This is a genomic window from Luteimonas campi (genome assembly GCF_051162505.1).
Taxonomy (GTDB): Bacteria; Pseudomonadota; Gammaproteobacteria; order Xanthomonadales; family Xanthomonadaceae; genus Luteimonas.
Map to the genome: position 1 here is coordinate 351332 of NZ_JBNWEM010000003.1, position 24624 is coordinate 375955.

Here is a 24624-nt window from a genome sequence, read left to right on the forward strand (position 1 = left end):
CATCCTTTCCCGCCTTGCGGTCGTCGCCAGCGGCATGCTGCTGTCGTTCGCGGCGCTGGCCGCGGGCGGCGGCCCGGTGCAGCACGCCGGCACCGACCTGTCCGACCGCGCCTCGCTGCAGCGCGGAGCGCAGCTGTTCATGAACTACTGCGCCGGTTGCCACTCGCTCAAGTACCTGCGCTATTCGCGCATGGCCGAGGACCTGGGCCTGAGCGAGGACGAGGTGATGTCCAACCTCAACCTCACCGGCGCCAAGTTCGGCGAGCACATCGTCTCGTCGATGCCGGCCGAGCAGGCGACCCGCTGGTTCGGCCAGGTGCCACCGGACCTGAGCCTGATCACCCGCGTGCGCGGCAGCGACTGGGTGTATACCTACCTCAAGTCGTTCTACCTGGACGAGACCCGTCCGCTCGGCTGGAACAACACCCTGTTCCCCAATGCCTCGATGCCCAACCCCTTCTGGAAGCAGCAGGGCCTGCAGCACGCGGTGTACGCCGAGCAGGCCGAGGGCGCGGCCGAGGCGGAGGTCGAGCACCTGGAGGTCTCCTCGGCCGGCACCCAGAGCGCGGCCGAGTTCGACCAGACCGTGCGCGACGTCACCGCCTTCCTCGAGTACGCCGGCGAGCCCGCCGCGCTCAAGCGGCCGGCGCTCGGCGTCTGGGTGATCCTGTTCCTGTCGTTCCTGACGCTGCTGGCGTGGCTGATGAAGAACGAGTACTGGAGGGACGTGCACTAATCCGGCGGTGCGGTCGGGCGGCGCGGTCCGGCGGATGCGGGACGCGATCGCCCGGCATCGTCCGGGGCGAAGACCGGGTGACCGCCTGCGACGGGCAGGCGGCGCCATGTGGCCGGCGGATTCCGGCCGCGGGAGAAGCCGTTGATGGCAGCGAGTCCACGTATGCGCAATGCAATGACCCTGTTTTCGTCCGTCGACGACGTGCTGTGCCATCGGGTACGGCTGGTACTGGCCGCCAAGGGCGTCAGCTACGACCTGATCCCGGTCGACGCGCAGAACCCGCCCCCCGACCTGATCGACCTCAATCCCTACCACTCGGTCCCGACCCTGGTCGAACGCGACCTGGTGCTCTACGCCGCCAGCGTGGTGAGCGAGTACCTCGACGAGCGTTATCCGCACCCGCCGCTGATGCCGGTCGACCCGCTTTCGCGCGCGCGCCTGCGCCTGGCGATGCTGCGCATCGAGCACGAGTGGGTGCCGCAGGTCCAGGCGATCCAGTTCGGCGGCCGGCCGCAGGCCGATGCAGGCCGCAAGCGCCTGAAGGAATTGCTCACCGCCGCCATCCCCGTGTTCAAGGCCGCCAAGTTCTACCTCAACAACGAGATGAGCCTGGCCGACTGCGCGATGGCGCCGATCATCTGGCGCCTGCCGGCGCTGGACGTGCCGCTGCCCAAGGACGGCAAGGTGATCGAGGAATACGGCAACCGCATCTTCCGCAACCCGGGCTTCGTGCGCAGCCTGACGCCGCAGGAGAAGCACCTGCGGGACCTGCCGGACTGATGGACCCCGGGGTCGCCTGCGGCGTGCAGCACGCCGGCGGCCCCGATCCGGATCACGCCCGATGTCCGATGCCCCCCCCAGCATGACCAGTCATCGCCCGTACCTGTTGCGGGCGTTGTACGAGTGGATCGCCGACAACGGCATGACCCCGCACATCCTGGTCGATGCGCAGCTTCCGGGCGTGCGCGTGCCCCCGCATACCGTCAAGGAAGGCCGGGTCGTGCTCAACATCGCCGACCGGGCCGTGGCCAAGCTCGAACTGGACAACGATGCGGTGCGATTCACCGCGCGCTTCGGCGGCGTCAGCCACCCGGTCGTCGTGCCGGTGTCCGCGGTGCTGGCGATCTACGCGCGCGAGACCGGACAGGGCATGGCCCTTCCGGACGATACCGGCTCGGCCGCGCCGCCGCCGGACGACGAACCCACGCCGCCGGATGATGCCCCGGGCGACGACGCCCCCAGGCGCGGCGCGCACCTGCGGGTGATCAAGTAGCGCGAGCGCGAACTGACTGGCCGTGCTGTCGCGGCTATCCGCGGCCGGCTGCGCCCGCGGCCAGGCTGGCGGTCAGTGCAGGGTCACCACCTGGGTCGCCCGCGCCGGCCCGCTGAAGCCGACCAGCTCTTCGCCGTGCAGCACCAGGCGCCCCACGTGCCGCTGCACCCCGTCCTCCGAATACTCGAAGCGGAAGCTGCGCTCCAGCCCCAGCCGCCCATCCGGACGACGTCGCAGGCGCAGGCCGCTGGCGTGCACGCTCTGGTCGAGCCAGATCACCCCGGCGGCCTGGCAGGCGCCGCGGCCGACGATCGCCGCCCGTTCCGCGGCGGCGCGGGCGGAGTTCCACCAGGCGTAGCCGGCGGCGCCGGCGAGCATCAGGGCGATCAGGGCGGGGAAGTCGGGCATAGGGCTGCAATGTGGCGTCGGCGGCGGGCGATTGCAATCGCACTCGTCCGCTCTAGCTGGCGGCGCTGGGGCAGGCAGTGGATCGAACCTCGCCGCGCCGCGTCGGGGCGCGCGATCAGCCTGGCGGTGGGCCGAGCTTGAGCGACAGGTCGATCGCACGCAGATGCTTGGTCAGGCCACCGATCGAGATGCAGTCCACGCCGTCGAGGGCGACCGCGCGCACGCCGTCCAGGTCCACGCCGCCGGAAACCTCGAGCGGAATCCGCCCCTGCCAGGGCGTGCCATGCGCGATCCGCACGGCTTCGCGTCGCGTGGGCGCATCGAAGTCGTCGATCAGGATGCGATCGCAGCCGCTGGCGAGCGCGTCCTGCAGCTGCTCGATCGTCTCCACCTCGACGATCAGCGGCAGCGAAGGCTGCGCGGCACGCGCGGCGGCGATCGCTGCCGCGACCGAGCCGAATGCACGCACATGGTTCTCCTTGAGCATCACCGCGTCGTACAGGCCCATGCGGTGGTTGTCGCCGCCGCCGGTGCGCACCGCGTACTTCTGCGCGGCGCGCAGTCCCGGGAGGGTCTTGCGGGTATCGAGGATGCGCGCGTCGGTGCCGCGGACGGCGGCGACATGGGCGGCGGTGACGGTGGCGGTGCCGCTCAGGGTCTGCAGGAAGTTGAGCGAGGCGCGCTCGGCGCTGACCAGCGCGCGCGCGCGGCCCTGCAGCGTGGCCAGCACGGTGCCGGCCACGACGCGATCGCCTTCGGCGACGCGCCACTCGATGCGGACCTCGGGGTCGAGCGTGCGATGGCAGGCGTCGAACCAGGGCCGCCCGCACACCACCGCATCCTCCTTGCACAGCAGGTAGGCGCGGTCCGCGTCGTCGGGCAGCAGTGCGGCGGTGACGTCGCCGCCGCCGAGGTCTTCGGCCAGGGCGCGGCCGACGTCGCTGGCCACCTGTGCGGGATCGGGCTGCGGGGCGAGCGGGCGCAAGGGGTCTGGCATGGCGGCACCTCGGTCGGGTGGCTGTTGCGGGCGTCGGCTGGCCGTGCCCGAAGGCCGCGGCCGGAGGGCCCGCGCTGCGGTCCGGGTCGCGTCCCTCAGGCGCGTGGCCGGTCGCCCTTGGGGAAGTCCGCGATCTGCGCGGTGGGGATCGCTTCCTCAGCCAGCAGCACCGGGATGCCGTCGTCGATGCGGTAGACCAGCTTGCGGTCGTGCGTCACCAGCGCTTCGCGCAGCGGCGCCGACTGCGCGGACGCATCGGCGCGTTGCAGCGTGCCGGCGGCGACCGCGGCATTGAGGGCGGCCAGGCTGCCTGGGTCGAGGAGGGCCAGCGGTTGCCGGCTCGCGGGGCAGACGAGGAGGTCGAGCAGCTTGCGGTCCATGGCGGGAAGGCGGTCGGATGAACCGCTAGAATACGTCTTTAGGTCCGGGGACACCGAATGTCGGCTTCTTCCGCAACTCCGCTGGTCGGCGTCGTGATGGGATCGCGCTCCGACTGGGAGACGATGCAGCACGCCGTGCAGAAGCTCGAGGCGCTCGGCATCGCCCACGAGGTGCGCGTGGTGTCGGCGCATCGCACGCCCGATGTGCTGTTCGACTACGCGGCGACGGCGCAGGCGCGCGGCTTGCGCGCGATCATCGCCGGCGCAGGTGGCGCGGCGCACCTGCCGGGCATGCTCGCGGCCAAGACCGCGGTGCCGGTGCTCGGCGTGCCGGTGCAGAGCAAGGCGCTCAACGGCATGGATTCGCTGCTGTCGATCGTGCAGATGCCTGCGGGCGTTCCGGTGGCGACGTTCGCGATCGGCCAGGCCGGGGCCGCCAACGCCGCGCTGTTCGCCGCGGCCATGCTCGCGCACGCGCAGCCGGCGATCGGTGCCGCGCTGGACGCGTTCCGCCAGCGCCAGACCGACGAGGTCGCCGGCGCCGACGACCCGCGCCGGTGAGCGTGCGATGACCACGGTCGGCATCCTCGGCGGCGGGCAGCTGGCGCGCATGCTCGCGCTGGCCGGCGCGCCGCTCGGCCTGCGCTTCGTGACGATGGACCCCGTCGCCGACGCCTGTGCCGGGCAGTGCGCGCCGCTGCTGGTGGGCGACTACCGCGACGAAACCGCGCTGTCCGATTTCGCCGCACGCATCGACGTGGCGACATTCGATTTCGAGAACGTGCCGGCTGACAGCGCGGAATGGCTGGCGCAGCGGGTGCCGGTGTATCCAGGACCGCGCGCACTGGCGGCCGCGCAGGATCGCCTGGTGGAGAAGACCCTGTTCCGCGACCTGGGCATCCCGGTGCCCGACTTCGCCGCGGTCGAAAGCCGCGAAGCGCTGGATGCGGCGGTCGCCCGGGTGGGCGTGCCCGGCATCCTCAAGACGCGCCGGCTCGGTTACGACGGCAAGGGGCAGTTCCGGATCCGGTCGCTGGCGGATGTCGAGGCGGCCTGGCAGGCGCTGGGCGCGCAGGCGCAGGCGGTAGGCCTGATCTTCGAGGCCTTCGTGCCGTTCGAGCGCGAACTGAGCGTGGTCGCCGTGCGCGGGCGCGACGGCGAGTTCCGCACCTGGCCGCTGACCGAGAACTGGCACGTAGACGGCGTGCTGTCGGCCAGCCTTGCCCCGGCCGCCTGCGAGCCGGCGCTGGCCGAACGGGCGCATGCTTATGCGCGCGCGCTTGCGGAACGGCTGGAGTACGTGGGCGTGTTCGCGCTGGAACTGTTCTGCCGCGACGGCATGCTGCTGGCCAACGAGATGGCGCCGCGCGTGCACAACTCCGGCCACTGGACGATCGAGGGGGCGGAAACCTCGCAGTTCGAGAACCATCTGCGTGCCGTGCTCGGGCTGCCGCTGGGCGACACCCGCGCGCGCGGGCATGCCTGCATGCTGAACTGGATCGGCGCGATGCCGCGGGCGGAGGCGGTGCTCGGGCAGGCCGGCGGCCACTGGCACGATTACGGCAAGCAGCCGCGCGACGGCCGCAAGGTGGGCCACGCCACGCTGCGTGCGGACGACGTCGGCGGGCTCGTGCCATCCCTGCGCGCGGTGGGTACGGCCCTGGGGCGCGAGACGCAGGTGGCCCCGGTGCTGCAGGCGCTGGCCGCGATCGAGGGCTGAGCGGGGGCGCCCCGGCCGCCGGCACCGGGTGGTGCCTGCGGCCTCAGCGCATCCGGCTCGCCACCGCCTTCCAGTCCAGCAGCGCCCAGAACGCCGCGAGATGGCGTTCGCGCGCGTCCGGTCCATCGTCGGGCAGGGCGTGCGGCCACAGCGGGCAGGCCAGGAGCGGCGCATCGTCGCCGGTCAGCGGCGTGGTCGAGCCCGGCGTGGCCAGGATCGCCAGCCGGCGGTCGCGCCGCTGGACCAGCCACAGCCAGCCCGGGCCCGAGAGCCGCGTCGCGGCCTCGGCGAAGCGCTCGCGCATCCGGCCCGGGTCGCCGAACGCCTGGGCGATCGATTCGGCCAGCGGCCCGCGCGGCTCCTCGCGCGGCCCGCCGTCCGCCGGCCGCAGCGCCGACCAGTAGAACTCCTCCGCCCAGGCCTGGGCCGCGCGCGCGGCGACCGCGCCGCGGGCCGTGCGCGCCAGTTCTTCCAGGGTCGGCGGCGGATCGGCGACCTCGTCGGCCAGCAGGGCATTGAGGGCTTCGACGCCCGCCTGCTGCGCGGCCCGATGCCGCGCCACCAAGTCTGCCGGCAGTTGCGGCGCGAAAGCGCTGGCGTCGCAGTGGAGCGGTTGCGGCTGGATCGGCATCGTGCGGTCGGGTCCGGGCGGCGGCGCGGGGAAGCGCGGCATACAATACGCAAAACCCACTACCGGGGGCAGGCTTCGTGCGTTGCCGCCGTACAGGAGTTGCGCGATGACGCCGCTGGACCGCATCAAGGCCGAGGTCGAAAACCATCCCGTCGTGTTGTTCATGAAGGGCACGCCGCAGTTCCCGATGTGCGGCTTCTCCAGTCGCACGGTCGAGGTGCTGAAGGCCGCCGGGGCGACCGGCATCCATACGGTGAACGTGCTGGCCGACCCCGAAATCCGCGCCAACCTGCCGCGTTTCTCCAACTGGCCGACCTTCCCGCAGTTGTTCATCCATGGCGAGCTGATCGGCGGTTGCGACATCACGCTCGAACTGCACGAGAGCGGGGAGCTGGCGCGGATGATCGCGGAAGTCCAGAAGGCGTGAGCGCAACGTCCCCGGCATTGCAGGGCGACGCGCTGCGGGGGCGGGTGATCCTGGTCACCGGCGCCCACGGCGGGCTGGGCCGCGCCGTTGCACTGGCCTGCGCACAGGCCGGCGCCGTCCCGGTGCTGGCTGGCCGCAAGTCGCGCAAGCTCGAGCAGGTGGCCGACGCCATCGAGAAGGCAGGCGGCCAGGCGCTGCTCTATCCGCTCGACCTGGAGGGCGCCTCGCCCGACGACTATGCCGAACTGGCTGCGAGGCTCGCCGATCGCCCGGGGCGGCTCGACGGCCTGGTCCATTGCGCCGCGGATTTCGCCGGTCTCACGCCGCTCGAGTATACCGATCCGGCCGGGTTCGCCCGCGCCCTGCACGTCGACCTGACCGCGCGCTGGTGGCTGAGCCAGGCCTGCCTGCCGCTGTTGCGCGCCTCCGATGCCGGCACCCTGGTGTTCGTCATCGATCCGGCGCCCTGCGCCGCGCCTGCCTACTGGGGCGGGTACGGCATCGCCCAGCACGGCCAGGAGGCGCTGGTGGCGATGCTCGATGCGGAAACCGCGTCCACGCCGCTGCGGGTCCGTGCGCTGCGGCCGGGGCCGATGCGTACGCCGCTGCGCGCGCGCGCCTACGCCGTCGAGGGCGATCGCCAGGCGCGCGACCCGGCGCGCTACGCCGCCGACTGCATCGCCCTGCTGGCCCCTCCCGCGCCATGACCATCCTGCAGGCGGCGCTGCTGCTGTTCCTGATCCTGGATCCGCTGGGCAACATCCCGGTGTTCCTTAGCATGCTGCGACGGCTGGAGCCGCGTCGCCAGCGCATCGTGCTGGCGCGCGAACTGCTGATCGCGCTGGCGGTGCTGATGCTGTTCCTGTGGGCCGGCAAGTACGCGCTGGAGGTCATGCACCTGCGTCAGGAGTCGGTGGCCATCGCAGGCGGCATCGTCCTGTTCCTGATCGGGCTGCGCATGATCTTCCCGCCGCCGGAAGGCCTGATGGGCGAGATTCCCGGGGGCGAGCCCTTCATCGTGCCGATGGCCATTCCGCTGGTGGCCGGGCCCTCCGGCATGGCCGCGGTGATGCTGATGGGCAGCAAGGAACCCGATCGCCTCGGCGAATGGAGCCTGGCCCTGCTGCTGGCCTGGGCCGCGACCGCCGCCATCCTGTTCTCCGCCACCTCGCTCTACCGCCTGCTGGGTTCGCGCGCCCTGACCGCGATTGAGCGCCTGATGGGCATGCTGCTGGTGGCGATCTCGGTGCAGATGCTGCTCGACGGGGTGGCCAGCTACCTGCGGCTGTCGCTCGTCAGCTGATGTTGCATAGCAACAACAAGCACTTGGAACAGCAATTTGGATTCGGCATGAAATCCAGCGTGGACAAGCACTTCCATACGCTGACAGCTGTCTTTTCGCTGTCATGTGAAACGGTTAATGTGTTAATCTGAAGTTAACCATGCCGCCGACCACGGCCTTGCCATACGCAAGCGTCCGTGGCCGCCGCACAAGGTTGCTCCGCCACCAAGACCACCCCGCATCGAGGCAATCCCATGACCCACCGCAACCGGATCCGACTGTCGAAACTGTCGATCGGTCTGATCGCTGCGCTCGCCGCAGCGCCCGTATTCGCGCAGAGCACCTCCGCCGGCGTCGGCGGCCTGGTGACCGACAACAGCGGCCAGCCCGTCGCGGGCGCGGAAGTCGTCATCACCCACGTCGAGTCGGGCACGGTCAGCCGCGCCACCACCGATGCCAGCGGCCGCTACAACGCCCGCGGCCTGCGCGTGGGCGGTCCGTACGAGATCACGATCACCAAGTCGGGCGAGGGCACGAAGACCGAGGAAAACGTGTACCTGGCGCTGAATCAGGTGAACACGATCAATGCCTCGCTGGCTGCCGACGTGACCACCCTGAGTACGGTGACGGCCGTCGGCATCGCCGGGGCCACGGACATTTTCAGCGCCAACAAGATGGGAACGGGCACCAACATTTCGCAGCAGCAGATCGAAGCGCTGCCGTCGGCGAACCGGAACATCCAGGACTACGTGCGCATGGATCCGCGCATCGCGCAGAGCGACAAGTCGCGCGGCGAGATCAGCGTTGGCGGACAGAATCCGCGCTACAACGCCATCCGCATCGACGGCATCAACACCAGCGATACTTTCGGCCTTGAGTCGAACAACTTCCCGACCATGCGCCAGCCGGTGTCGATGGATGCCATCGAGGCGATCAACGTCGACATCTCCAATTACGACACCACCATCACCGGCGCCACTGGCGCGGTGATCGATGCGGTAACCAAGTCGGGTACCAACGAGTTCCACGGCTCGATCTACGGCGCCTACCGCGATGGCGACTGGTGGGGCGAGCATCCGGTGTCCGGAGCCGATTTCACCGGCTTCAACGACGAGCAGACCTACGGTGCGACCTTCGGCGGCCCGATCATCAAGGACAAGCTGTTCTTCTTCGTGAACTACGAGAAGTTCAGCCGCGACCGCGCCGGCTCCTCGTTCGGCCCGGTCGGTTCGGGCGCCAACACCATCGTCGATATCACCAACGAGCAGATCGCCGAGGCCCAGCAGATCGCCCGTGATGTGTACAACGTCGATATCGGAAGCATGGAATCGCCGCCGAGCATCAAGAACGAAGTCGAGGAATACGCGGCCAAGATCGACTGGAACATCAACGACAACCACCGCCTGTCCGCGCGTTTCTCCAAGCTGGAGCAGGTTGAGCCCAACCTGGCGGGCTCCAGCAACAGCATGAATTACAACAGCCACAACGTCGGTGTCTCCGGTCCCGCCCTGGGACTGAACAGCCGCTGGTACGACGTCACCAAGAACGTCGAGACCTCCGTGGTGCAGCTCTTCAGCGACTGGTCGGACAGCTTCAGCACGGAGTTCAAGGTTGGCCGCCGCACCTATGACTCGCTGAGCACGGTCTACTCGCGCCTGCCCCAGGTGGTCGTGACTTTCGGCGAGAACACCGCGGGCGACAGCGTCGTCGCTCCCCCGTACCTGAACTTCGGTACTGACGAGTTCCGTCACGGCAACCAGATCAACACCACCACCGAGAACGCCTTCGGTGCCGCCACCTGGTACGTCGGCGACCACACGCTCAAGTTCGGCTTCGACTGGGAGCGCAACGACGTCTACAACCTCTACGCGCAGAACATCTGGGGCACCTACGTCTTCGCCGGACTGGATGCTTTCCGGGCTGGCCAGTACTCAGTCTACGACCTCAATGCGCCGGTGCCGGGCAATGACCTGGATTCGGTGGCGATGCGCTACAAGCACGCCAACACCGGCCTGTTCGTGCAGGACAGCTGGGCGTTCAACTACAACCTGACCCTGATGTTCGGCCTGCGCGTGGACATCCCGAGCATGGACGACGTGCCGGTGCACAACCAGCTGGTGCAGGCGTACTACGGTTACGACAACCGCGAGAAGATGGACGACGCGCTGGTCCAGCCGCGTTTCGGATTCAACTACACCTTCGACAGCGATCTGCCGAGCCAGCTGCGCGGCGGTGTGGGCCTGTTCCAGGGCTCGGCGGCGAACGTGTGGGTGGGCAACTCCTACCAGAACACTGGTTTCGGCCTGATCGGCTACAACGACCGCAACACCGCGGACGGCTGGCTGCCGGTGCAGCTGGACGACGTCGACAACATGCCGCGTCCTGACCCGGCAAGCGGCTACGGCATGATGGTCAACCTGATGGACCGCGACTTCGAGCAGCCTTCTGTGTGGAAGGCCAACCTGGCCTTCGACAAGGAACTGCCGTGGCACGGCATCGTGGCGTCGGCGGAGTTGCTGTACACCCGCGTCAATAAGGGCCTGCATTTCGAGCGCCTGGACCTTGGCGCGCCGACCTATGTGGACGGCACGCATGACGGCCGGACCTTCTACTGGGGCAACGTCAACACCCGCACCGCCTCGCGTGCCAACGGTGGTGTCGGCGTAGCGGCGCTGGCTGATACTCTGCCGGGCTACGAGAACGTCACCGGATGGGCCGGCGACGGCGTGCTGCTCCTCACCAACACCGACAACGGCAGGTCCACCCAGTTCACCGCGGGCCTGAACAAGCCGCTGCTCGACACCTGGGGCTGGTCGCTGCACTACACCTACACGAACGCCACCGAAGTCAACCCGCTGACCAGTTCGCGCGCCATCTCCAACTGGTCCAACAAGGCGATCTTCGACCCCAACTCGGACGAGGCTGCCACCTCCAATTACGAGATCCGCGACCGCATCACCGGCACCATGCAGTTCCGCAAGTCGTTCTTCGACGACTACGCGACGATCTTCTCGGTGTTCTACGAAGGCCGTTCGGGTGCGCCGCACAGCTGGCGGTTCGCCAACGACATGAACGGCGACGGTTACACCAACGACCTGCTGTACGTGCCGGCGTCGGTGGGCGAGGTGATCTTCACCGGCGGTGCCGCGATGGAAGCGGCGTTCTTCGACTGGATCACAGAGAACGGCCTGGATCGTTACCGCGGAGCGGTGGCCGAGCGCAACGGGTTCAGCAACCCCTGGGTCAACCAGTTCGACCTGCGCATCAGTCAGGAGCTGCCCGGCTTCTTCAAGGGCCACAAGTCCGAGATCTGGCTGGACGTGATGAACGTCGGCAACCTGATCAACAAGGACTGGGGGCGCATCCAGTACAACTCGCCTTACGGTGACCGCGTTGCGGTCGGCTTCCAGGGCGTGGATGCGGCGACCGGTCGGTACATCTACAACTTCAACAGCGATGCGGTGGGCAGCCGGAATCCGAACGGCGTGACCACGCCGGTCTGGACCGACTGGGAGTCGCGCTGGTCGCTCCAGCTGGGCTTCCGCTACAAGTTCTGACCGCTGGCGGTTCGCAGCACCGAAACGGCCGGGGCAACCCGGCCGTTTCCGTTTGTAGGGGCGGCTGCGTTACAGTCGCCAGCCTGAAGAGAGAGCCCCGAATGGAACAGCTCAAGAACGAAATGGCAGTGACTTCGCTGCCGGTGGTGAGCGCCCGGATCTACCCCAAGGGCGGGCTGGACGTGCTGTCGCGCGACGAGGTGGCGCGCCTGCGGGATGCGTCGGCCGGCGGCATGCACGACCTGCTGCGCCGCTGCGCGCTGGCGGTGTTGACCAGCGGCAGTGCGTCGGACGATCCGCGCGCGGCGCAGGAACTGTATCCCTCGTTCGACATCCAGGTGCTGCAGCACGACCGGGGCCTGCGGATCGACCTACTCAACGCACCGGCGATGGCTTTCGTCGATGGCGAGATCATCCGCGGCGTGGCCGAGCTGCTGTTCGCGGTGGTGCGCGACCTGGCCTACACCGCGATCGAACTCGGTCCCGAGTACGCCGAGGACCTGGAGACCTCGTCCGGGCTGACCAATGCGGTGTTCGGCCTGCTGCGCAATGCGCGCGCGCTGCAGCCGTCCGATCCCAACCTGGTGGTCTGCTGGGGCGGCCATTCGATCGGTCGCGAGGAGTACCAGTACACCAAGAACGTGGGCTACGAGCTGGGCCTGCGCGGGCTCGACATCTGCACCGGGTGCGGGCCGGGCGCGATGAAGGGCCCGATGAAGGGCGCCACCATCGCCCACGCCAAGCAGCGCAAGCGCCGGCCGCGCTACATCGGCATCACCGAGCCAGGAATCATCGCGGCCGAGTCGCCCAACCCGATCGTCAACGAACTGGTGATCATGCCGGACATCGAGAAGCGCCTGGAGGCCTTCGTCCGGCTCGGCCACGGCATCATCGTGTTCCCCGGCGGCGTCGGCACGGCGGAGGAAATCCTCTACCTGCTCGGAATCCTGCTGCGCGAGGAGAACGCCGGCATCCCGTTCCCCTTCATCCTGACCGGCCCCACCGCCTCGGCGCCGTACTTCGAGCAGATCGACCAGTTCATCCGGCTGTCGCTGGGCGAGGCGGCCGCTTCGCGCTACGAGATCATCGTGGCCGACCCCGAGAAGGTGGCCAAGCGCATGTCGGCCGGCATCCGCAAGGTCCGCGAGTACCGCATCGCGCACAAGGACTCGTTCTTCTTCAACTGGGGCATGGAGATCCCGCTCGACGTGCAGCAGCCGTTCGTGCCCACGCACGAGGCGATGGCCGCGCTCGACCTGCGCCACGGCCGCAGGCCCCAGGACCTGGCCGCGGACCTGCGCCGCGCCTTCTCCGGCATCGTCGCCGGCAACGTCAAGGAAGACGGCATGCGCCGGGTCGAGGAGTTCGGGCCGTTCCAGATCCACGGCGACCCCGACATCATGCAGGCGCTGGACGCGCTGCTGCGTGCCTTCGTGCAGCAGCGCCGGATGAAGATTTCCGGCGAGTATCGCCCCTGCTACCGGGTGATCGCCTGACCGGGTGACGCTCGTCCGGGCTTCGGCACCGTTCGTCCTGCCGGGGTTGCCCCCCCGGGCACCGTCTGTACCCTAGCCCGATAGCCCTGGGAACGGGTGGGGGACATGCGGCGCAACAGTCTGTTGGGGTTCAGCCTCGTCGAGCTGCTGGTGGCGATCGCCATCGTGGCCATCCTGGTGGCGGCCGCGTTCCCGAGCTTCGAAGGCTCGATGCGGCGCAACCGACTGGCCACGACCACCAACGAGTTGATCGCCAGTGTGTCGCTGGCGCGCTCCGAAGCCATCCGGAGCACCGACGGGGGCGGCATCTGCGCCAGTGCCGATGGGGTGGCTTGCGGCAGCGACTGGAATGCGGGCTGGCTGGTCTGGGTGGATGGTGGCGATGTTGCCGCCAACCACGGCACGTTTCAGTCGGCGAGCGATACCGTCGTGCGCGTGGTCAATGCCCACCCCCGGCTGGTACTGACCGCGGCCAATGCGGCCGCCGCGCCAGTCGACCGGATCGGATTCGACTACCGCGGGCGTCCGGTGACCGGCACCTCGACCACCTTCGAACTGAAGCCCGACACCTGTCCGGCCGGCCAGGAGCTCGTGCGCGATCTGGCCATCAACGTGTCCGGACAGATCGTGAACCAGAAGAGGGTGTGCCCATGAACAGGCGACCACAGAAGCGCTTCGCGCCGCACCAGCGCGGGTTCTCGATGATCGAGGTGCTGGTCGCGCTGCTAGTGCTGGCATTCGGCCTGCTGGGCCTGGCCCTGATGCAGACGGTCAACCTGCGCTACACGCACAGTGCCCAGCAGCGCACGCTGGCCGTCAACCTCGCCAGCGAACTGCTCGACACGATGCGCGCGAACCGCAGCCAAGTCGCGGCCTACGCGATGGGCGAATCCGACTTCGCCACCGTGGATGCATCCGGCGGCTGCGAGACCTATGCATCGACATCCGCGGCCAGGAACGTGGAGCGCTGGCAGTGCGAAGTGCGGGAGGCGCTCGGCGCCGGTTCCCATGCTGAAGTCGACGTCACCAACGCGCCGGAGGTCACGATTACCGTGGTCTGGGCCGAAAACGAGACGCAGAACCTGAGCGGCGGTGGCCGAATCGAGCTGGAGACGACCCTGTGAGCCATCACTCTACGCGTCGCTCGCAGAAGGGCGTTTCGCTGATCGAACTGATGGTCGCGCTGGCGATCGGTTCGCTGTTGATCCTGGCGCTGGTGGAGGTGTTCGCCGCTTCGAGGACCGCCTACATGCTCTCCGCAGGCCTGGCCCGAACCCAGGAGAACGGCCGGTTCGCGATCGATATCCTGCAGCGCGACCTGCGCATGGCGGGACATGCCGGCTGCGTGAACGACCAGGCCCGGTTCCTCCCGGGCAACGTCACCGCCTCACGCCCGGCGCTGGTCTCCACGTTCCTGACCGACGCGCAGCAATTCGCGGGCAACTATGCCGCCGAACCCGAACTGGCGCTCCGCTTCGACATGCCCATCGTCGGCTACGAGGCGGTCAACACCGCGAACGGCAATACCGTTACGCTGTCTTCCATGCCGGGCTCGGCATCGCTGGCCAGCTGGTCGGGCATGCCGGCAAGTCTGTTCGACGACTTTCCGAGCGGGACGGCGGCCGGAGCGCCCATCGCGGGCAGCGACGTCCTCGTCCTGCGCACCTTCGCCCCGATCGGAGCGCAGGTCACCGCATTCACGCCGGGCGATCCGGCCACTATCCAGTTCGAAGCCGGCCAGTCCGGGCGGCTGACCGAAGGCCTCGCCAACCCCGGTCTGTTCGCGATCGCCGACTGCATGCAGGCCGCGGTCTTCCAGGCGACCAGCACGCCGTTTTCGGCTTCGCCATCGGCTGCGGGCAGCGTCACGGTCGGTCTCGGCGGACTCAACGAGTCGAGCTTCTTCACGACGCCGCCGTTCACCACCGGCCAGGCGATGCTCTACCGCGCCGAAAGCGTCGTGTACTACGTCGGCATCAACGCCAACGACAACCCCGCCCTCTACCGGATGCGCTACACCGCGGCGCCCGGTTCGGCGGCAGTCACGGCCATGGACCCGGAAGAGCTGGTGGAGGGCATCGAGTCGCTCCAGCTGGAATACGGCCAGGACAACAACACCGGAGCCGCAACCACGCCGACGGGCAACATCGGCAGCAGCCTGGTGGCGACGGCTGTCGAGCCTGCAGCGGACCCGGAAACCGCATGGCGGCGCGTCGGCCTCGTCCGGGTCGGTCTGCTGGCCCGCAGCACGGAGCCGGCAGCGGCCGAGCAGCGCGACGGGGATGCGACACGCCTGTCCGCGCTCGGTGTCACGTTCACCCCCCCGGACGACACCCGCTACCGGGCCGTCTACGAAAGCACGATTGCGCTGCGCAATCGTCTGTTCGGCAACTGAGTCGGCACCATGAAAGCGTCCAAGGCTTCCTTCAAGCGCAACCAGTCCGGCGCCGTGCTGTACGTCGCTTTGATCATGCTGGTCCTGCTGGCGTTGATCGGCATCGTGGCCATGCAGGTGGCCGGGCTCCAGGAACGCATGTCCGCCAACTACGAGGCGGGCAACTTGGCGTTCCAGAACGCCGAGTCGATCGCAAGAATCCAGGAGCAGGGCCTGCAGGACGAGGTCGAGGCCGGCCGCAACCCGATCGCCAGCATCGCACCCACCAACTGCACCTACTCCTTCGACGCGCAAGCCTACAGCGGGGCGACTCCCTTTGTCCGCCGGCTGGACTTGTGCTTCTCCTGGGGCGCGCTCGACATGCCTGCGGACGAGTCCGAGCGCACGGACCAGATCTATCAGGTGACCGCCTACGACAGGGACAGGGCGTTGTTCCCAACGTCCGAATCCGTGGTCGACACCGTGTTCATCCCCTGAGCGGGTGCGAGGAACAGACATGAGTCGCAACAAGAACCTCCGCGCCGGCATCATCGGCACCGTGCTCGTCCTTGCGGGCATCGGTGCCGCCGTCGTGCATTCGGATACCGTCTATTTCGCCGGCAACCCGCCCGCGATCGCGCAGGCCCCGTTGTACATCGAGGACGCCGTCCCGCCGCTCAACATGCTGGTGATGGGCAAGGACCACAAGATCTACTACGAGGCGTACAACGACGCGTCCGACCTGGATGGCGACGGCGTCCTGGATGTGGGCTACCGCGGTTGGCAGCTGAAAAATCCGGCCCCTACCGACGGCAGTTCCCGATACAGGATCGACTATTACGGGTATTTCAATTCGTACGCCTGCTACAGCTGGCAGAACAACCGGTTCGTCCCCACGGCCGCGGCCCCGAACAAGACCTGTACGGGCGCCTGGAGCGGCGACTTCCTCAACTACCTGACCATGTCGCGCATGGACGCACTGCGCCGCGTGCTGTACGGCGGCTGGCGGCACGTCGATACCAGCAGTGAGACGGTGCTGCAGGGTGCGTTCTTCCCGCAGGACGCGCACAGCTGGGGCAAGGAGTACAGAAGCGTCGCGCGCGACGGCTACGACATCCGCAACTACGCCCCATTGAGCCTTCCGGCGGAAGATACCTACCACCTGTTCGCGGTCACCACGACCACCGACACCGGATCCGCCTTCCCGGACTACACCGCACCGCGCTTCCGCGTGCTGACCAATTCGCCCTATCGGGTCTGGGAATGGGTGTCCATCGAAGGTCCGGTCGCGAACCGTCGCTGCGTCAATCAGGGCATCTTCTGCGCCGGCGGTGGCGTCACACAACCCTTCCCGGGCCACCCAGGCAATCGCGCCGCGTTCGATACGCTGGAGACGAACTATGCGATCGCCGCGAACCGGTACGGTTCCGACCCCATCAACACCGTCAACTGCAACAGCGCGACGGCTGGCAATGTCTGCAACCCGCATGACGCGAACCAGAACCAGTTCCTGACGATCTTCGAGGGGGAGATCCGCCGCGTCTCCAACAACGCGCAGCGGTATCAGTTCCGCATCAACGGTGACGACGTCATCGACTTCCGGCTGACGCAGGCCAATGGGACGCAGGTCGCCGTGGCCGGCTGCTATACCACTGCCGGTCGCGGATTCGGTGCCTGCAGTGGTAACGAGTTGAGCGCCAACGTTGAGCTTGCGGGCCAGACCACCTACAGGTTCAAGTTCCGCCATGAAGAGGACGGCGGCGGAGAGGGCTATACGCTCGAGTTCCGTACCTGCAGCAACCAGAACAACTGCAATGGCACGTGGACGGTCCTGAGCGGAACCGAGAATTCCGGTTTGCGCATGCAGAACACCACGCGGACCACTTACGACCTGACGCCGACGCTCGGTGGCAGTGCGATGACCGACTACTTCGTCAGGGTCAGCGCGTGTCCGGCGGGAGCGGGGAACGCCGCGCTGCGCGACAGTTCCTGCAAGGCCTATGGCAGCGCGGGCAACCCCACCTACAAGCCCACGGGGATCCTGCACGACTACGGCGAGTCGAGAAAGATGTTCTTCGGCCTGATCACCGGTTCCCAGCGCAACAACCTCGAAGGCGGCGTGCTGCGCAGCAACGTCGAGGATTTCAACCGCGAGATCGATCCGGCCACCGGCGTGTTCCGGACCGACGTGGAAGGCATCGTGCGCAGCATCGATCGTCTCAGGATGATCGGCGGCGGCTACGACGGCAGCGCCACCGACAACCTCAACGCGGACCGCAACTGGAACTGGGCGAATACCGCGCACGGGGTGGGGGGCAACTGCGTGTCGCAAGGCGGCCGGGCAGTCAACAACGGCGAATGCCGCATGTGGGGCAACCCCATCGCGGAAATGCTGTTCGAGGGCCTGCGCTACTTCGCCGGCGCCGGGGCGGCGACCGCCCGCTTCGCCACGTCCGGCGGCAGCACCCAGGGTGAGGCCGAAGACACCCGCCTCGGCCTGCCGACGCCGGCCTGGCGCGACCCGTATGCCGACACGACCGTCGGCGGGGTGACGCACCAGGCGTACCCCTCCTGCGCGCGTCCGCACCAGACCATCATCAGCGACATCAATCCCAGCTACGACGGCGACCTGCCGGGCAGCGCATTCAACAACACCGGCGAGGATGCGGCCCTGCCCGGGCTGGACGTGGCCAGCCAGGGTCAGCAGATCTGGGATGCGGAGTTCGGCGCTGCCCGCAACGTCTTCATCGGCGAGGTGTCAGGGCAGACGACCGACGGCGCGCCAACGGCCAAGTCCGCGGGCAGCTTCGGCAATATCCGCGGTCTGGCGCCCGAGGAACCGACCAAGCAGGGCACCTACTATTCCGCCAGCGTCGCGCGCTACGGTCGCAACACCGACGTGAACGACGCGCAGGGCCCGCAGAACGTCAATACGTATTCCATTGCGCTGGCCTCGCCGCTGCCGCGCATCGAGTTTCCGGTGGGCGGACAGACCGTGACGCTGCTGCCGTTCGCGAAGACCGTCAGCGGCACCTTCGGCGGCAACGCCCTGAAGCCGACCAATACGATCGTCGATTTCTACGTCGAGAGCTTCACCAACTTCCCGGGCCAGCCCGTCGACACCAGCGTCAATGGCGGGCGGCCGCGCGCGATCTTCCGGATCAACTACGAAGACGTCGAACAGGGCAACGACCACGACATGGACGTGATCGGTCGCTATGTGGTGACCGCGAACGCGAACAACACCGTCACGATCGACCTGTCCGCCGACTACGCCGCCGGCAGCGCGAACCAGAACGTGGGCTACGTGATCTCGGGCACGACCCGTGACGGCATCTACCTCGAGGTCCGCGACCGCGACAATACGAACCAGGCCAGCTCGGCCTACATGCTCAACACGCCCGCGGGCGTCTGGGCAGGCGGTTGCGTGGGGGCCATGAGCACGGCGCCCTGCAACCAGGGGCTGCCCTTCACCGCCAGCCGCACGTTCACGCCCGGCACGGTGGCGGGCGGTACCCAGCTCAAGGATCCGCTGTGGTACGCCGCCAAGTACGGGTCGCCCACGCCCAACGCCTGGGATGTGGACGGTGACGGCGATCCGGACAACTACTTCCTGGTGACCAACCCGCTCAACCTCCGCGCACAGCTGTCGCGGGCCTTCGACAACATCGCCAACTACAGCATCGAGTCCGGCAGCCAGGCACTGAGCGGCGCGCGCGTCGGCAGCGCCTCCTTCACGCTGCTGCCGAGCTTCCGTCGCGACCGGAACGGAAAGGACTGGTCGGGCAACCTGTCCGCCACCGCGGTCAATCGCGATGGCACCCTGGCGCCGACCGAGCTGTGGAATGCGCAGGCACGCCTGCCGGCGCATACCGCACGCAACATCCGGACGGTCACCCGGCCGGGCCGCGACAACGTGCGTACCGCGGTGGAGTTCCGCGGCGACAACGGCAACCTCGGCACCGATGACGCGTCGCGGCTTGCGCGGCTCGGGATCACCGGTCCGCTGGCCAGCCTGCCGAACAACTATGGCGCCGTCTACACCGCCGAAGCGATCGTGAACTACCTGCGGGGCGACCAGTCGCGCGAGCAGGGCCGGCCCGGGGTCGGCAACACCCTGCGCACGCGCACCGCCGTGCTGGGCGACATCATCAACTCCGAGCCGGTGATCGCCTCGCCGCGTTCCGACTTCGGTTACGGGAGCTATTCGGACTCGATGTTCTCCGGATACGGCGGCGCGTCCGGCTACCTGGCGCAGAAGGCAGACAGGGACACGGTGGTGTACGTCGGCGCGAACGACGGCATGCTGCATGCGTTCGAAGCCAACACCACGCCGTGTGCCGGCAACCAGGACCTGGCGTGCCCCGCGGGCAATGCAGGCCGGGAGCTGTTCGGCTTCATTCCCCACGAGTCGCTGCGGCGCCTGGGCGAACTCGCGCTGCCTGATGCGCTGTACAACCATCGCTATTACGTGGATGGCCAGATCACCGTCACCGACGCGAAGGACGGCAATACCTGGAAGACGGTACTGGTCGGCGCGATGGGCGGCGGCGGCAGGTCCGTGTTCGCGCTGGACGTCAGCAACCCCGGCAGCTTCGGCAACGCCAGCGTTCTGTGGGAACTGAACGGTACGATCGATGCGGATATCGGCAACGTGTACGGGCGTCCGCTCCTGCTGCCGTTGGAGAACGGCCAGTGGGGTGTGCTGTTCGGCAACGGCTACGGCGGCAATACCAGCGATCCGTCTCTGTACATCCTCAATGCGTTCACCGGCCAGCGGATCGCCAAGCTGACGGCGGGAGACGGGCAGGCCGCCCGATCCGCGTCCTGGGTCGATACGCTGATCTGCACCCTCGACTTCTTCAATATCTGGGGCAGCTGCGCCAACGCCACCGACGCGTACAACGGGTTGGGCCAAGTCACCGCGATCGACCGTGACGGCAACGGCAAGGCCGACACCGTCTACGGCGGCGACCTGCAGGGCAATCTCTGGAAGTTCGACATCAGCAATGCTTCGGTGTCCTCGTGGGCTGTCGCCCTGGGCGGACAGCCGCTGGTGACAGCCATCGCCTCCAACGGGCAGCGACAGCCGGTCACGGGTGGCCTGCGGGTCTCCGCGGGCCCGGGCGACGGTGTGATGGTGTACTTCGGCACCGGCCGGTACTTCGTCGATGGAGACAACGACGTCGCGGTGGCCCCGGACGTACAGTCGCTTTACGCGATCTTCGACAATGGCACCCCGGTCACCATGGCCAACGCCGCTGCCAAGGACACGGTGCTGCAGCGGCAGTGGATCCAGTCCAACACGACTGCGATGATCGACACCGACGGCAACGGCACGCTCGATACCCCGGTCACCACGCGCGACATCAGCCGCAATCGCGTCAGCTATTACGGCGGCAATGCCAAACGCGGCTGGTACCTCGATCTGGTGGTCAACAACCTCGCCGGCAACGCCAGCGGGAGCGGATTGGTCCCGGTGGGAGAACGGTTCATCGCCACCCCGCGTATCCAGAGCGGGCGCGTGTTCTTCACCACGTTCTCGCCAACCGGCGACAGCTGCGACCCGGGCGGGACCAATATCGTCTACGCACTGGACCTGCTTTCGGGCTCCGGCGCACTGAGCAATGTGCGCACGCTCGGGTCGCAGGCGGCGGCCTGCACCGGCGCAAACTGCGGCGCGGTGCAGATCGAAGGCGGCGGCGCGCCCATCACGAGCACCTCGGTGGCGGCCATCAATCCGACGAGCTACATCACCAATCCGGCCTGTACGCCCGGGGTCGACTGCCCCACGTTCGAGGAGTGCCAGGTGGTGATCTATCCTGGCGGCTTCGTCCTGCCGCGGCCGTGCGGGCGACAGTCCTGGAGACAGCTGAAGTGAGCCCGGACACATCCAGCGGAATGACCAGGGGGGCGTCGATGACAGCGCGTACGAACAGGCGGCGGCCGACAGGCCGTCGCGACAGGGGCTTCACCCTGATCGAACTGATGGTGGCCGTAGCGATCGTGGGCATCCTCGCGGCCATCGCCTATCCGTCCTACATGGACGCGGTGCGCAAGGGCAAGCGTGGACAAGCCAAGGGCGCCCTGGTGGAACTGGCGCAGCGTGCCGAGCGCTGGCGGACGGTCCACGGCTCGTTTGACGGCTTCTGGGCGAGCGTTGACACCGCGCACCGCACCTCGCCCAGGCAGGGCGAAGGGACGACCGCCTACAACCTGGCCTACACGCCCAACGAAACGGGTACCGGGTTCACGTTGTCCGCTGTCCCTCAGGGTTCGCAGGTCGCCGATACGCGCTGCATGACCCTGACCCTGGACCACGCCGGCCGCAAGGGCGTGGCCGGAGGCGCTACCGGCACTGTCGCGGACTGCTGGTAGCGCGAAAAAAAAGCCGCGGAGTCATCCGCGGCTTTCTAGTTCGAAGCTGGCGCCCGAAGTTGGACTCGAACCAACGACCCCCTGATTAACAGTCAAGTGCTCTAACCGGCTGAGCTATTCGGGCGGGGACGGGTATTCTAATGGCTGCCCCGGCAAGGTCAAGACAGCGGCTTTCAGGGCCGTGACGGGCAGGCGGTGGGCGTCTCCGGTCGCGCGCTGCGCACGCGTCCGTGGTTGTTGACGACCACCTGTCCAGCCAGCGCGTCCGCCTCGCAAACATGAACGGTCAGGTTGCTGTGGGCACTGCGGCCGTCGGCCTGGTAGCGCAGGAAAGGGCGCGTGGAACGGATCGACAGCCGCTGGTGCGCGGGAGGGTCGCTCGCGCGCAGCACGTCCGATTCGCTGTCTGGCCGCCGATTCCCGTCGGCATCGATGAAGACGAGCCAGCCCTGGCCCCAGTCGGGCTCCGGGCTGCAGCCGGTGGCCCCCGAGCGGGGGCAGACGACCACCTGCTTGCCCTGGACGACGGCGCTGCCCCGGGCCATCGCCATGTCGGCGGTGAGCAGGTGCAGCGTCGTCGTGACGCGCAGGCGCGCCAGCGCGGACGAGAACGAGGGCAGGCCGATGGTGATGACCACGGCGGCGATCGAGAGCGTCACCATGAGTTCGAGCAGGCCGAAGCCGGCATCCTTGCGTCGCATTTCGGCCTTCCTGGCGAGATGACCGGCACAGCCTAGGCGCGGCCCGGAGGCGGCGCCGTCGGGCGGTGGCCCGGACAGGGGTAGGAAAAGCTTGACGCCACCCCCACCTGAGCTGGACCGCCCGAACCGTGGGCCGGATACGATCTCCGGTTTCGGGCGCCTGTCTGCGCCAGCGCCGCCCTAATGGACACCCCATGAACAGAGCCCTGCACCCTGCCGGTTTCCAGCTCGTTGCCCCCTACCAGCCCACCGGCGACCAGCCGCAGGCCATCGAGAAGCTCGTCGAGGGCTTCGAGAACGGGCTGGCGCGGCAGACCCTGCTGGGCGTCACCGGCTCCGGCAAGACCTACACGATCGCCAACGTGATCCAGCAGGTGCAGAAGCCGACCCTGGTGATGGCACCGAACAAGACCCTGGCCGCGCAGCTCTACGGCGAGTTCAAGCAGTTCTTCCCGCACAACGCGGTAGAGTACTTCGTCAGCTATTACGACTACTACCAGCCCGAGGCCTATGTGCCGTCCACCGACACCTTCATCGAGAAGGACAGTTCGGTGAACGAACACATCGAGCAGATGCGGCTGTCCGCGACCAAGGCCCTGCTGGAGCGGCGCGACGCGATCATCGTGTGCACGGTCTCGGCGATCTATGGCCTGGGCGATCCGAACGAATACTTCCGGATGGTGCTGCACATGGTGCGCGGCGAGCGCATCGACCAGCGCGAGCTGATCCGGCGCCTGACCGAGATGCAGTACACGCGCAACGATACCGAACTGCGCCGCGGTACCTACCGTGTGCGCGGCGAGGTGGTGGACGTGCATCCGGCCGAATCCGACGACGAGGCGCTGCGGATCGAGCTGTTCGACGGCGAGATCGAGAAGCTGACCCAGTTCGATCCGTTGACCGGCGAGACCCGACGTTCGCTGGCGCGCTACACCATCTACCCCAAGTCGCACTACGTCACCACGCGCCGCACCACGCTGGAGGCGATCGAGGCGATCAAGCTCGAGCTGCCGCAGCGGCTGGAGCAGTTCTACGCGCAGAACAAGCTGGTGGAGGCGCAGCGGCTGCAGCAGCGCACCCAGTTCGACCTGGAGATGATGGCCGAGGTGGGCTACTGCACCGGCGTGGAAAACTATTCGCGCCATCTCACCGGGCGCATGCCCGGGGAAGCGCCGCCCTGCCTGTTCGACTACCTGCCGCCCGATGCGCTGCTGGTGCTGGACGAATCGCACGTGACTGTGCCGCAGGTCGGGGCGATGTACAAGGGCGACCGCTCGCGCAAGGAGACGCTGGTGGAATTCGGTTTCCGCCTGCCCTCGGCGCTGGACAACCGGCCGCTGAAGTTCGAGGAATGGGAACTGCGCTCGCCGCGCACGATCTTCGTTTCGGCCACGCCCGGCAAGTACGAGATCGAGAAGTCGGAAGGGCAGGTGGTGGAACTGCTGGTGCGCCCGACCGGCCTGATCGATCCCGAAGTCGAGATCCGGCCTGTCGCCACCCAGGTGGACGACGTGCTGGGCGAGATCAACCAGCGCGTGGCGATGGGCGATCGGGTGCTGATCACCACGCTGACCAAACGCATGGCCGAAAACCTCACCGAATACCTCGGCGAACACGACATCCGCGTGCGCTATTTGCATTCGGATGTGGACACGGTCGAGCGCGTGGAGATCATCCGCGACCTGCGCCTGGGCAAGTTCGACGTGCTGGTGGGCATCAACCTGCTGCGCGAGGGCCTGGACATGCCCGAGGTGTCGCTGGTGGCGATCCTCGATGCCGACAAGGAGGGCTTCCTGCGTTCGACCGGCTCGCTGATCCAGACGATCGGTCGCGCTGCCCGCAACCTGCGCGGCAAGGCCATCCTCTACGCGGACCGGGTCACCGACTCGATGCGGCGCGCGATCGAGGAGACCGACCGGCGCCGGCAGAAACAGATCGACTACAACGCCGAGCACGGCATCACCCCGCAGTCGGTGGTGCGCGCGGTCATGGACATCATGGAAGGCGCCCGCGACGAGCCTGCCGCGGCCCGCGCGGCCGCCGGCAAGGCGCGCCGCGTGGCCGACCGCGCCGAGGACTACGCGGCGCTCGACCCCGCCAAGCTGGCGGCGCGGCTCAAGACCCTGGAACAGCAGATGTACCAGCACGCCCGCGACCTGGAGTTCGAGGACGCGGCCCGGGTGCGCGACGAGATCCGGAAGATCCGGGAGGCGACGCTGGCCGGGTGAGGATGTCGTGCCGGGCTGCGCGCCTGGCACGCCCCG

General features: G+C 68.0%; 22 protein-coding genes and 1 tRNA gene. 17 read left to right on the plus strand and 6 right to left on the minus strand.

Going from position 1 to position 24624, the window contains the following annotated elements; translation table 11 throughout:
* Positions 1 to 34: 34 nt before the first annotated feature.
* From ACQYVW_RS11535 to ACQYVW_RS11545, 3 genes are all read left to right on the plus strand, one after another.
* The gene (locus ACQYVW_RS11535) at positions 35 to 736 is read left to right on the plus strand and encodes a cytochrome c1 (RefSeq protein ID WP_434935610.1); all 702 of its coding nucleotides are present in this window, start codon (positions 35 to 37) and stop codon (positions 734 to 736) included.
* A gap of 144 nt (positions 737 to 880) precedes the next feature.
* Positions 881 to 1516 carry a glutathione S-transferase N-terminal domain-containing protein gene (locus tag ACQYVW_RS11540; protein ID WP_434935594.1) on the plus strand — a complete coding sequence of 212 codons (636 nt, stop codon included), beginning with the start codon at positions 881 to 883 and terminating at the stop codon, positions 1514 to 1516.
* A gap of 61 nt (positions 1517 to 1577) precedes the next feature.
* Positions 1578 to 2009 (plus strand): ClpXP protease specificity-enhancing factor, encoded by a 432-nt coding sequence (locus tag ACQYVW_RS11545; protein WP_434935596.1) that lies wholly within the window; start codon positions 1578 to 1580, stop codon positions 2007 to 2009.
* A gap of 72 nt (positions 2010 to 2081) precedes the next feature.
* Here the strand turns inward: ACQYVW_RS11545 and ACQYVW_RS11550 are convergent, their stop codons facing one another.
* From ACQYVW_RS11550 to ACQYVW_RS11560, 3 genes are all read right to left on the minus strand, one after another.
* Positions 2082 to 2417 carry a DUF3301 domain-containing protein gene (locus ACQYVW_RS11550; protein WP_434935598.1) on the minus strand — a complete coding sequence of 112 codons (336 nt, stop codon included), beginning with the start codon at positions 2415 to 2417 and terminating at the stop codon, positions 2082 to 2084.
* Between the two features lie 115 nt (positions 2418 to 2532).
* On the minus strand, positions 2533 to 3414 hold the full coding sequence (gene nadC / locus ACQYVW_RS11555) for a carboxylating nicotinate-nucleotide diphosphorylase (RefSeq protein ID WP_434947085.1): 882 nt from the start codon (positions 3412 to 3414) through the stop codon (positions 2533 to 2535).
* Positions 3415 to 3509: 95 nt separating this feature from the next.
* Positions 3510 to 3794 (minus strand): Trm112 family protein, encoded by a 285-nt coding sequence (locus ACQYVW_RS11560; RefSeq protein ID WP_434947086.1) that lies wholly within the window; start codon positions 3792 to 3794, stop codon positions 3510 to 3512.
* A 57-nt stretch (positions 3795 to 3851) separates the two neighbouring features.
* Here ACQYVW_RS11560 and purE point away from each other — a divergent pair, with 57 nt between their 5' ends.
* Together purE and ACQYVW_RS11570 are read left to right on the plus strand one after the other, a co-directional pair.
* Positions 3852 to 4355, plus strand: a complete 504-nt coding sequence (purE, locus tag ACQYVW_RS11565; protein ID WP_434935604.1) for a 5-(carboxyamino)imidazole ribonucleotide mutase — start codon at positions 3852 to 3854, stop codon at positions 4353 to 4355.
* Positions 4356 to 4362: 7 nt separating this feature from the next.
* Positions 4363 to 5514, plus strand: coding sequence for a 5-(carboxyamino)imidazole ribonucleotide synthase (locus tag ACQYVW_RS11570; protein ID WP_434947087.1), 1152 nt, complete (start codon positions 4363 to 4365; stop codon positions 5512 to 5514).
* A 43-nt stretch (positions 5515 to 5557) separates the two neighbouring features.
* On the opposite strand, the gene ACQYVW_RS11575 is transcribed toward ACQYVW_RS11570, so the two are convergent.
* Complete coding sequence (locus tag ACQYVW_RS11575; RefSeq protein ID WP_434947088.1) at positions 5558 to 6145, minus strand: Fe-Mn family superoxide dismutase; 588 nt, start codon at positions 6143 to 6145, stop codon at positions 5558 to 5560.
* A gap of 106 nt (positions 6146 to 6251) precedes the next feature.
* Here ACQYVW_RS11575 and grxD point away from each other — a divergent pair, with 106 nt between their 5' ends.
* The 11 genes from grxD (at position 6252) to ACQYVW_RS11630 (ending at position 21659) form a co-directional block, all read left to right on the plus strand.
* Complete coding sequence (gene grxD, locus ACQYVW_RS11580) at positions 6252 to 6572, plus strand: Grx4 family monothiol glutaredoxin (RefSeq protein WP_434934692.1); 321 nt, start codon at positions 6252 to 6254, stop codon at positions 6570 to 6572.
* On the plus strand, positions 6569 to 7279 hold the full coding sequence (locus tag ACQYVW_RS11585) for an SDR family NAD(P)-dependent oxidoreductase (RefSeq protein WP_434947089.1): 711 nt from the start codon (positions 6569 to 6571) through the stop codon (positions 7277 to 7279). Before grxD ends, ACQYVW_RS11585 begins: the two co-directional genes overlap by 4 nt.
* Positions 7276 to 7875 (plus strand): YhgN family NAAT transporter, encoded by a 600-nt coding sequence (locus tag ACQYVW_RS11590; protein WP_434947090.1) that lies wholly within the window; start codon positions 7276 to 7278, stop codon positions 7873 to 7875. The genes ACQYVW_RS11585 and ACQYVW_RS11590 overlap by 4 nt, the downstream gene beginning before the upstream one ends.
* A 233-nt stretch (positions 7876 to 8108) precedes the next feature.
* Positions 8109 to 11411: a TonB-dependent receptor gene (locus ACQYVW_RS11595; RefSeq protein ID WP_434934686.1), complete on the plus strand. Its 3303-nt coding sequence runs from the start codon at positions 8109 to 8111 to the stop codon at positions 11409 to 11411.
* A 122-nt stretch (positions 11412 to 11533) separates the two neighbouring features.
* Positions 11534 to 12907, plus strand: a complete 1374-nt coding sequence (gene ppnN / locus ACQYVW_RS11600) for a nucleotide 5'-monophosphate nucleosidase PpnN (RefSeq protein WP_434947216.1) — start codon at positions 11534 to 11536, stop codon at positions 12905 to 12907.
* 105 nt (positions 12908 to 13012) lie between these two features.
* The gene (locus ACQYVW_RS11605; protein WP_434934685.1) at positions 13013 to 13561 is read left to right on the plus strand and encodes a GspH/FimT family pseudopilin; all 549 of its coding nucleotides are present in this window, start codon (positions 13013 to 13015) and stop codon (positions 13559 to 13561) included.
* Positions 13558 to 14031: a type IV pilus modification protein PilV gene (gene pilV / locus ACQYVW_RS11610; protein WP_434947091.1), complete on the plus strand. Its 474-nt coding sequence runs from the start codon at positions 13558 to 13560 to the stop codon at positions 14029 to 14031. Before ACQYVW_RS11605 ends, pilV begins: the two co-directional genes overlap by 4 nt.
* Positions 14028 to 15302, plus strand: coding sequence for a PilW family protein (locus ACQYVW_RS11615; protein ID WP_434947092.1), 1275 nt, complete (start codon positions 14028 to 14030; stop codon positions 15300 to 15302). Before pilV ends, ACQYVW_RS11615 begins: the two co-directional genes overlap by 4 nt.
* A 9-nt stretch (positions 15303 to 15311) precedes the next feature.
* Positions 15312 to 15779 (plus strand): pilus assembly PilX family protein, encoded by a 468-nt coding sequence (locus ACQYVW_RS11620; RefSeq protein ID WP_434947093.1) that lies wholly within the window; start codon positions 15312 to 15314, stop codon positions 15777 to 15779.
* Between the two features lie 19 nt (positions 15780 to 15798).
* Positions 15799 to 21162 (plus strand): pilus assembly protein, encoded by a 5364-nt coding sequence (locus ACQYVW_RS11625; RefSeq protein WP_434934677.1) that lies wholly within the window; start codon positions 15799 to 15801, stop codon positions 21160 to 21162.
* A 38-nt stretch (positions 21163 to 21200) separates the two neighbouring features.
* Positions 21201 to 21659: a type IV pilin protein gene (locus ACQYVW_RS11630; protein WP_434947094.1), complete on the plus strand. Its 459-nt coding sequence runs from the start codon at positions 21201 to 21203 to the stop codon at positions 21657 to 21659.
* A 47-nt stretch (positions 21660 to 21706) separates the two neighbouring features.
* Here the strand turns inward: ACQYVW_RS11630 and ACQYVW_RS11635 are convergent.
* Both ACQYVW_RS11635 and ACQYVW_RS11640 read right to left on the minus strand, forming a co-directional pair.
* Positions 21707 to 21783 (minus strand) — tRNA-Asn (locus ACQYVW_RS11635).
* A gap of 49 nt (positions 21784 to 21832) precedes the next feature.
* Positions 21833 to 22360: a GspH/FimT family pseudopilin gene (locus ACQYVW_RS11640; protein WP_434947095.1), complete on the minus strand. Its 528-nt coding sequence runs from the start codon at positions 22358 to 22360 to the stop codon at positions 21833 to 21835.
* 194 nt (positions 22361 to 22554) lie between these two features.
* Between ACQYVW_RS11640 and uvrB the strand changes: the two genes are divergently transcribed.
* Positions 22555 to 24588, plus strand: coding sequence for an excinuclease ABC subunit UvrB (uvrB, locus tag ACQYVW_RS11645; RefSeq protein ID WP_434947096.1), 2034 nt, complete (start codon positions 22555 to 22557; stop codon positions 24586 to 24588).
* Positions 24589 to 24624: the final 36 nt, after the last annotated feature.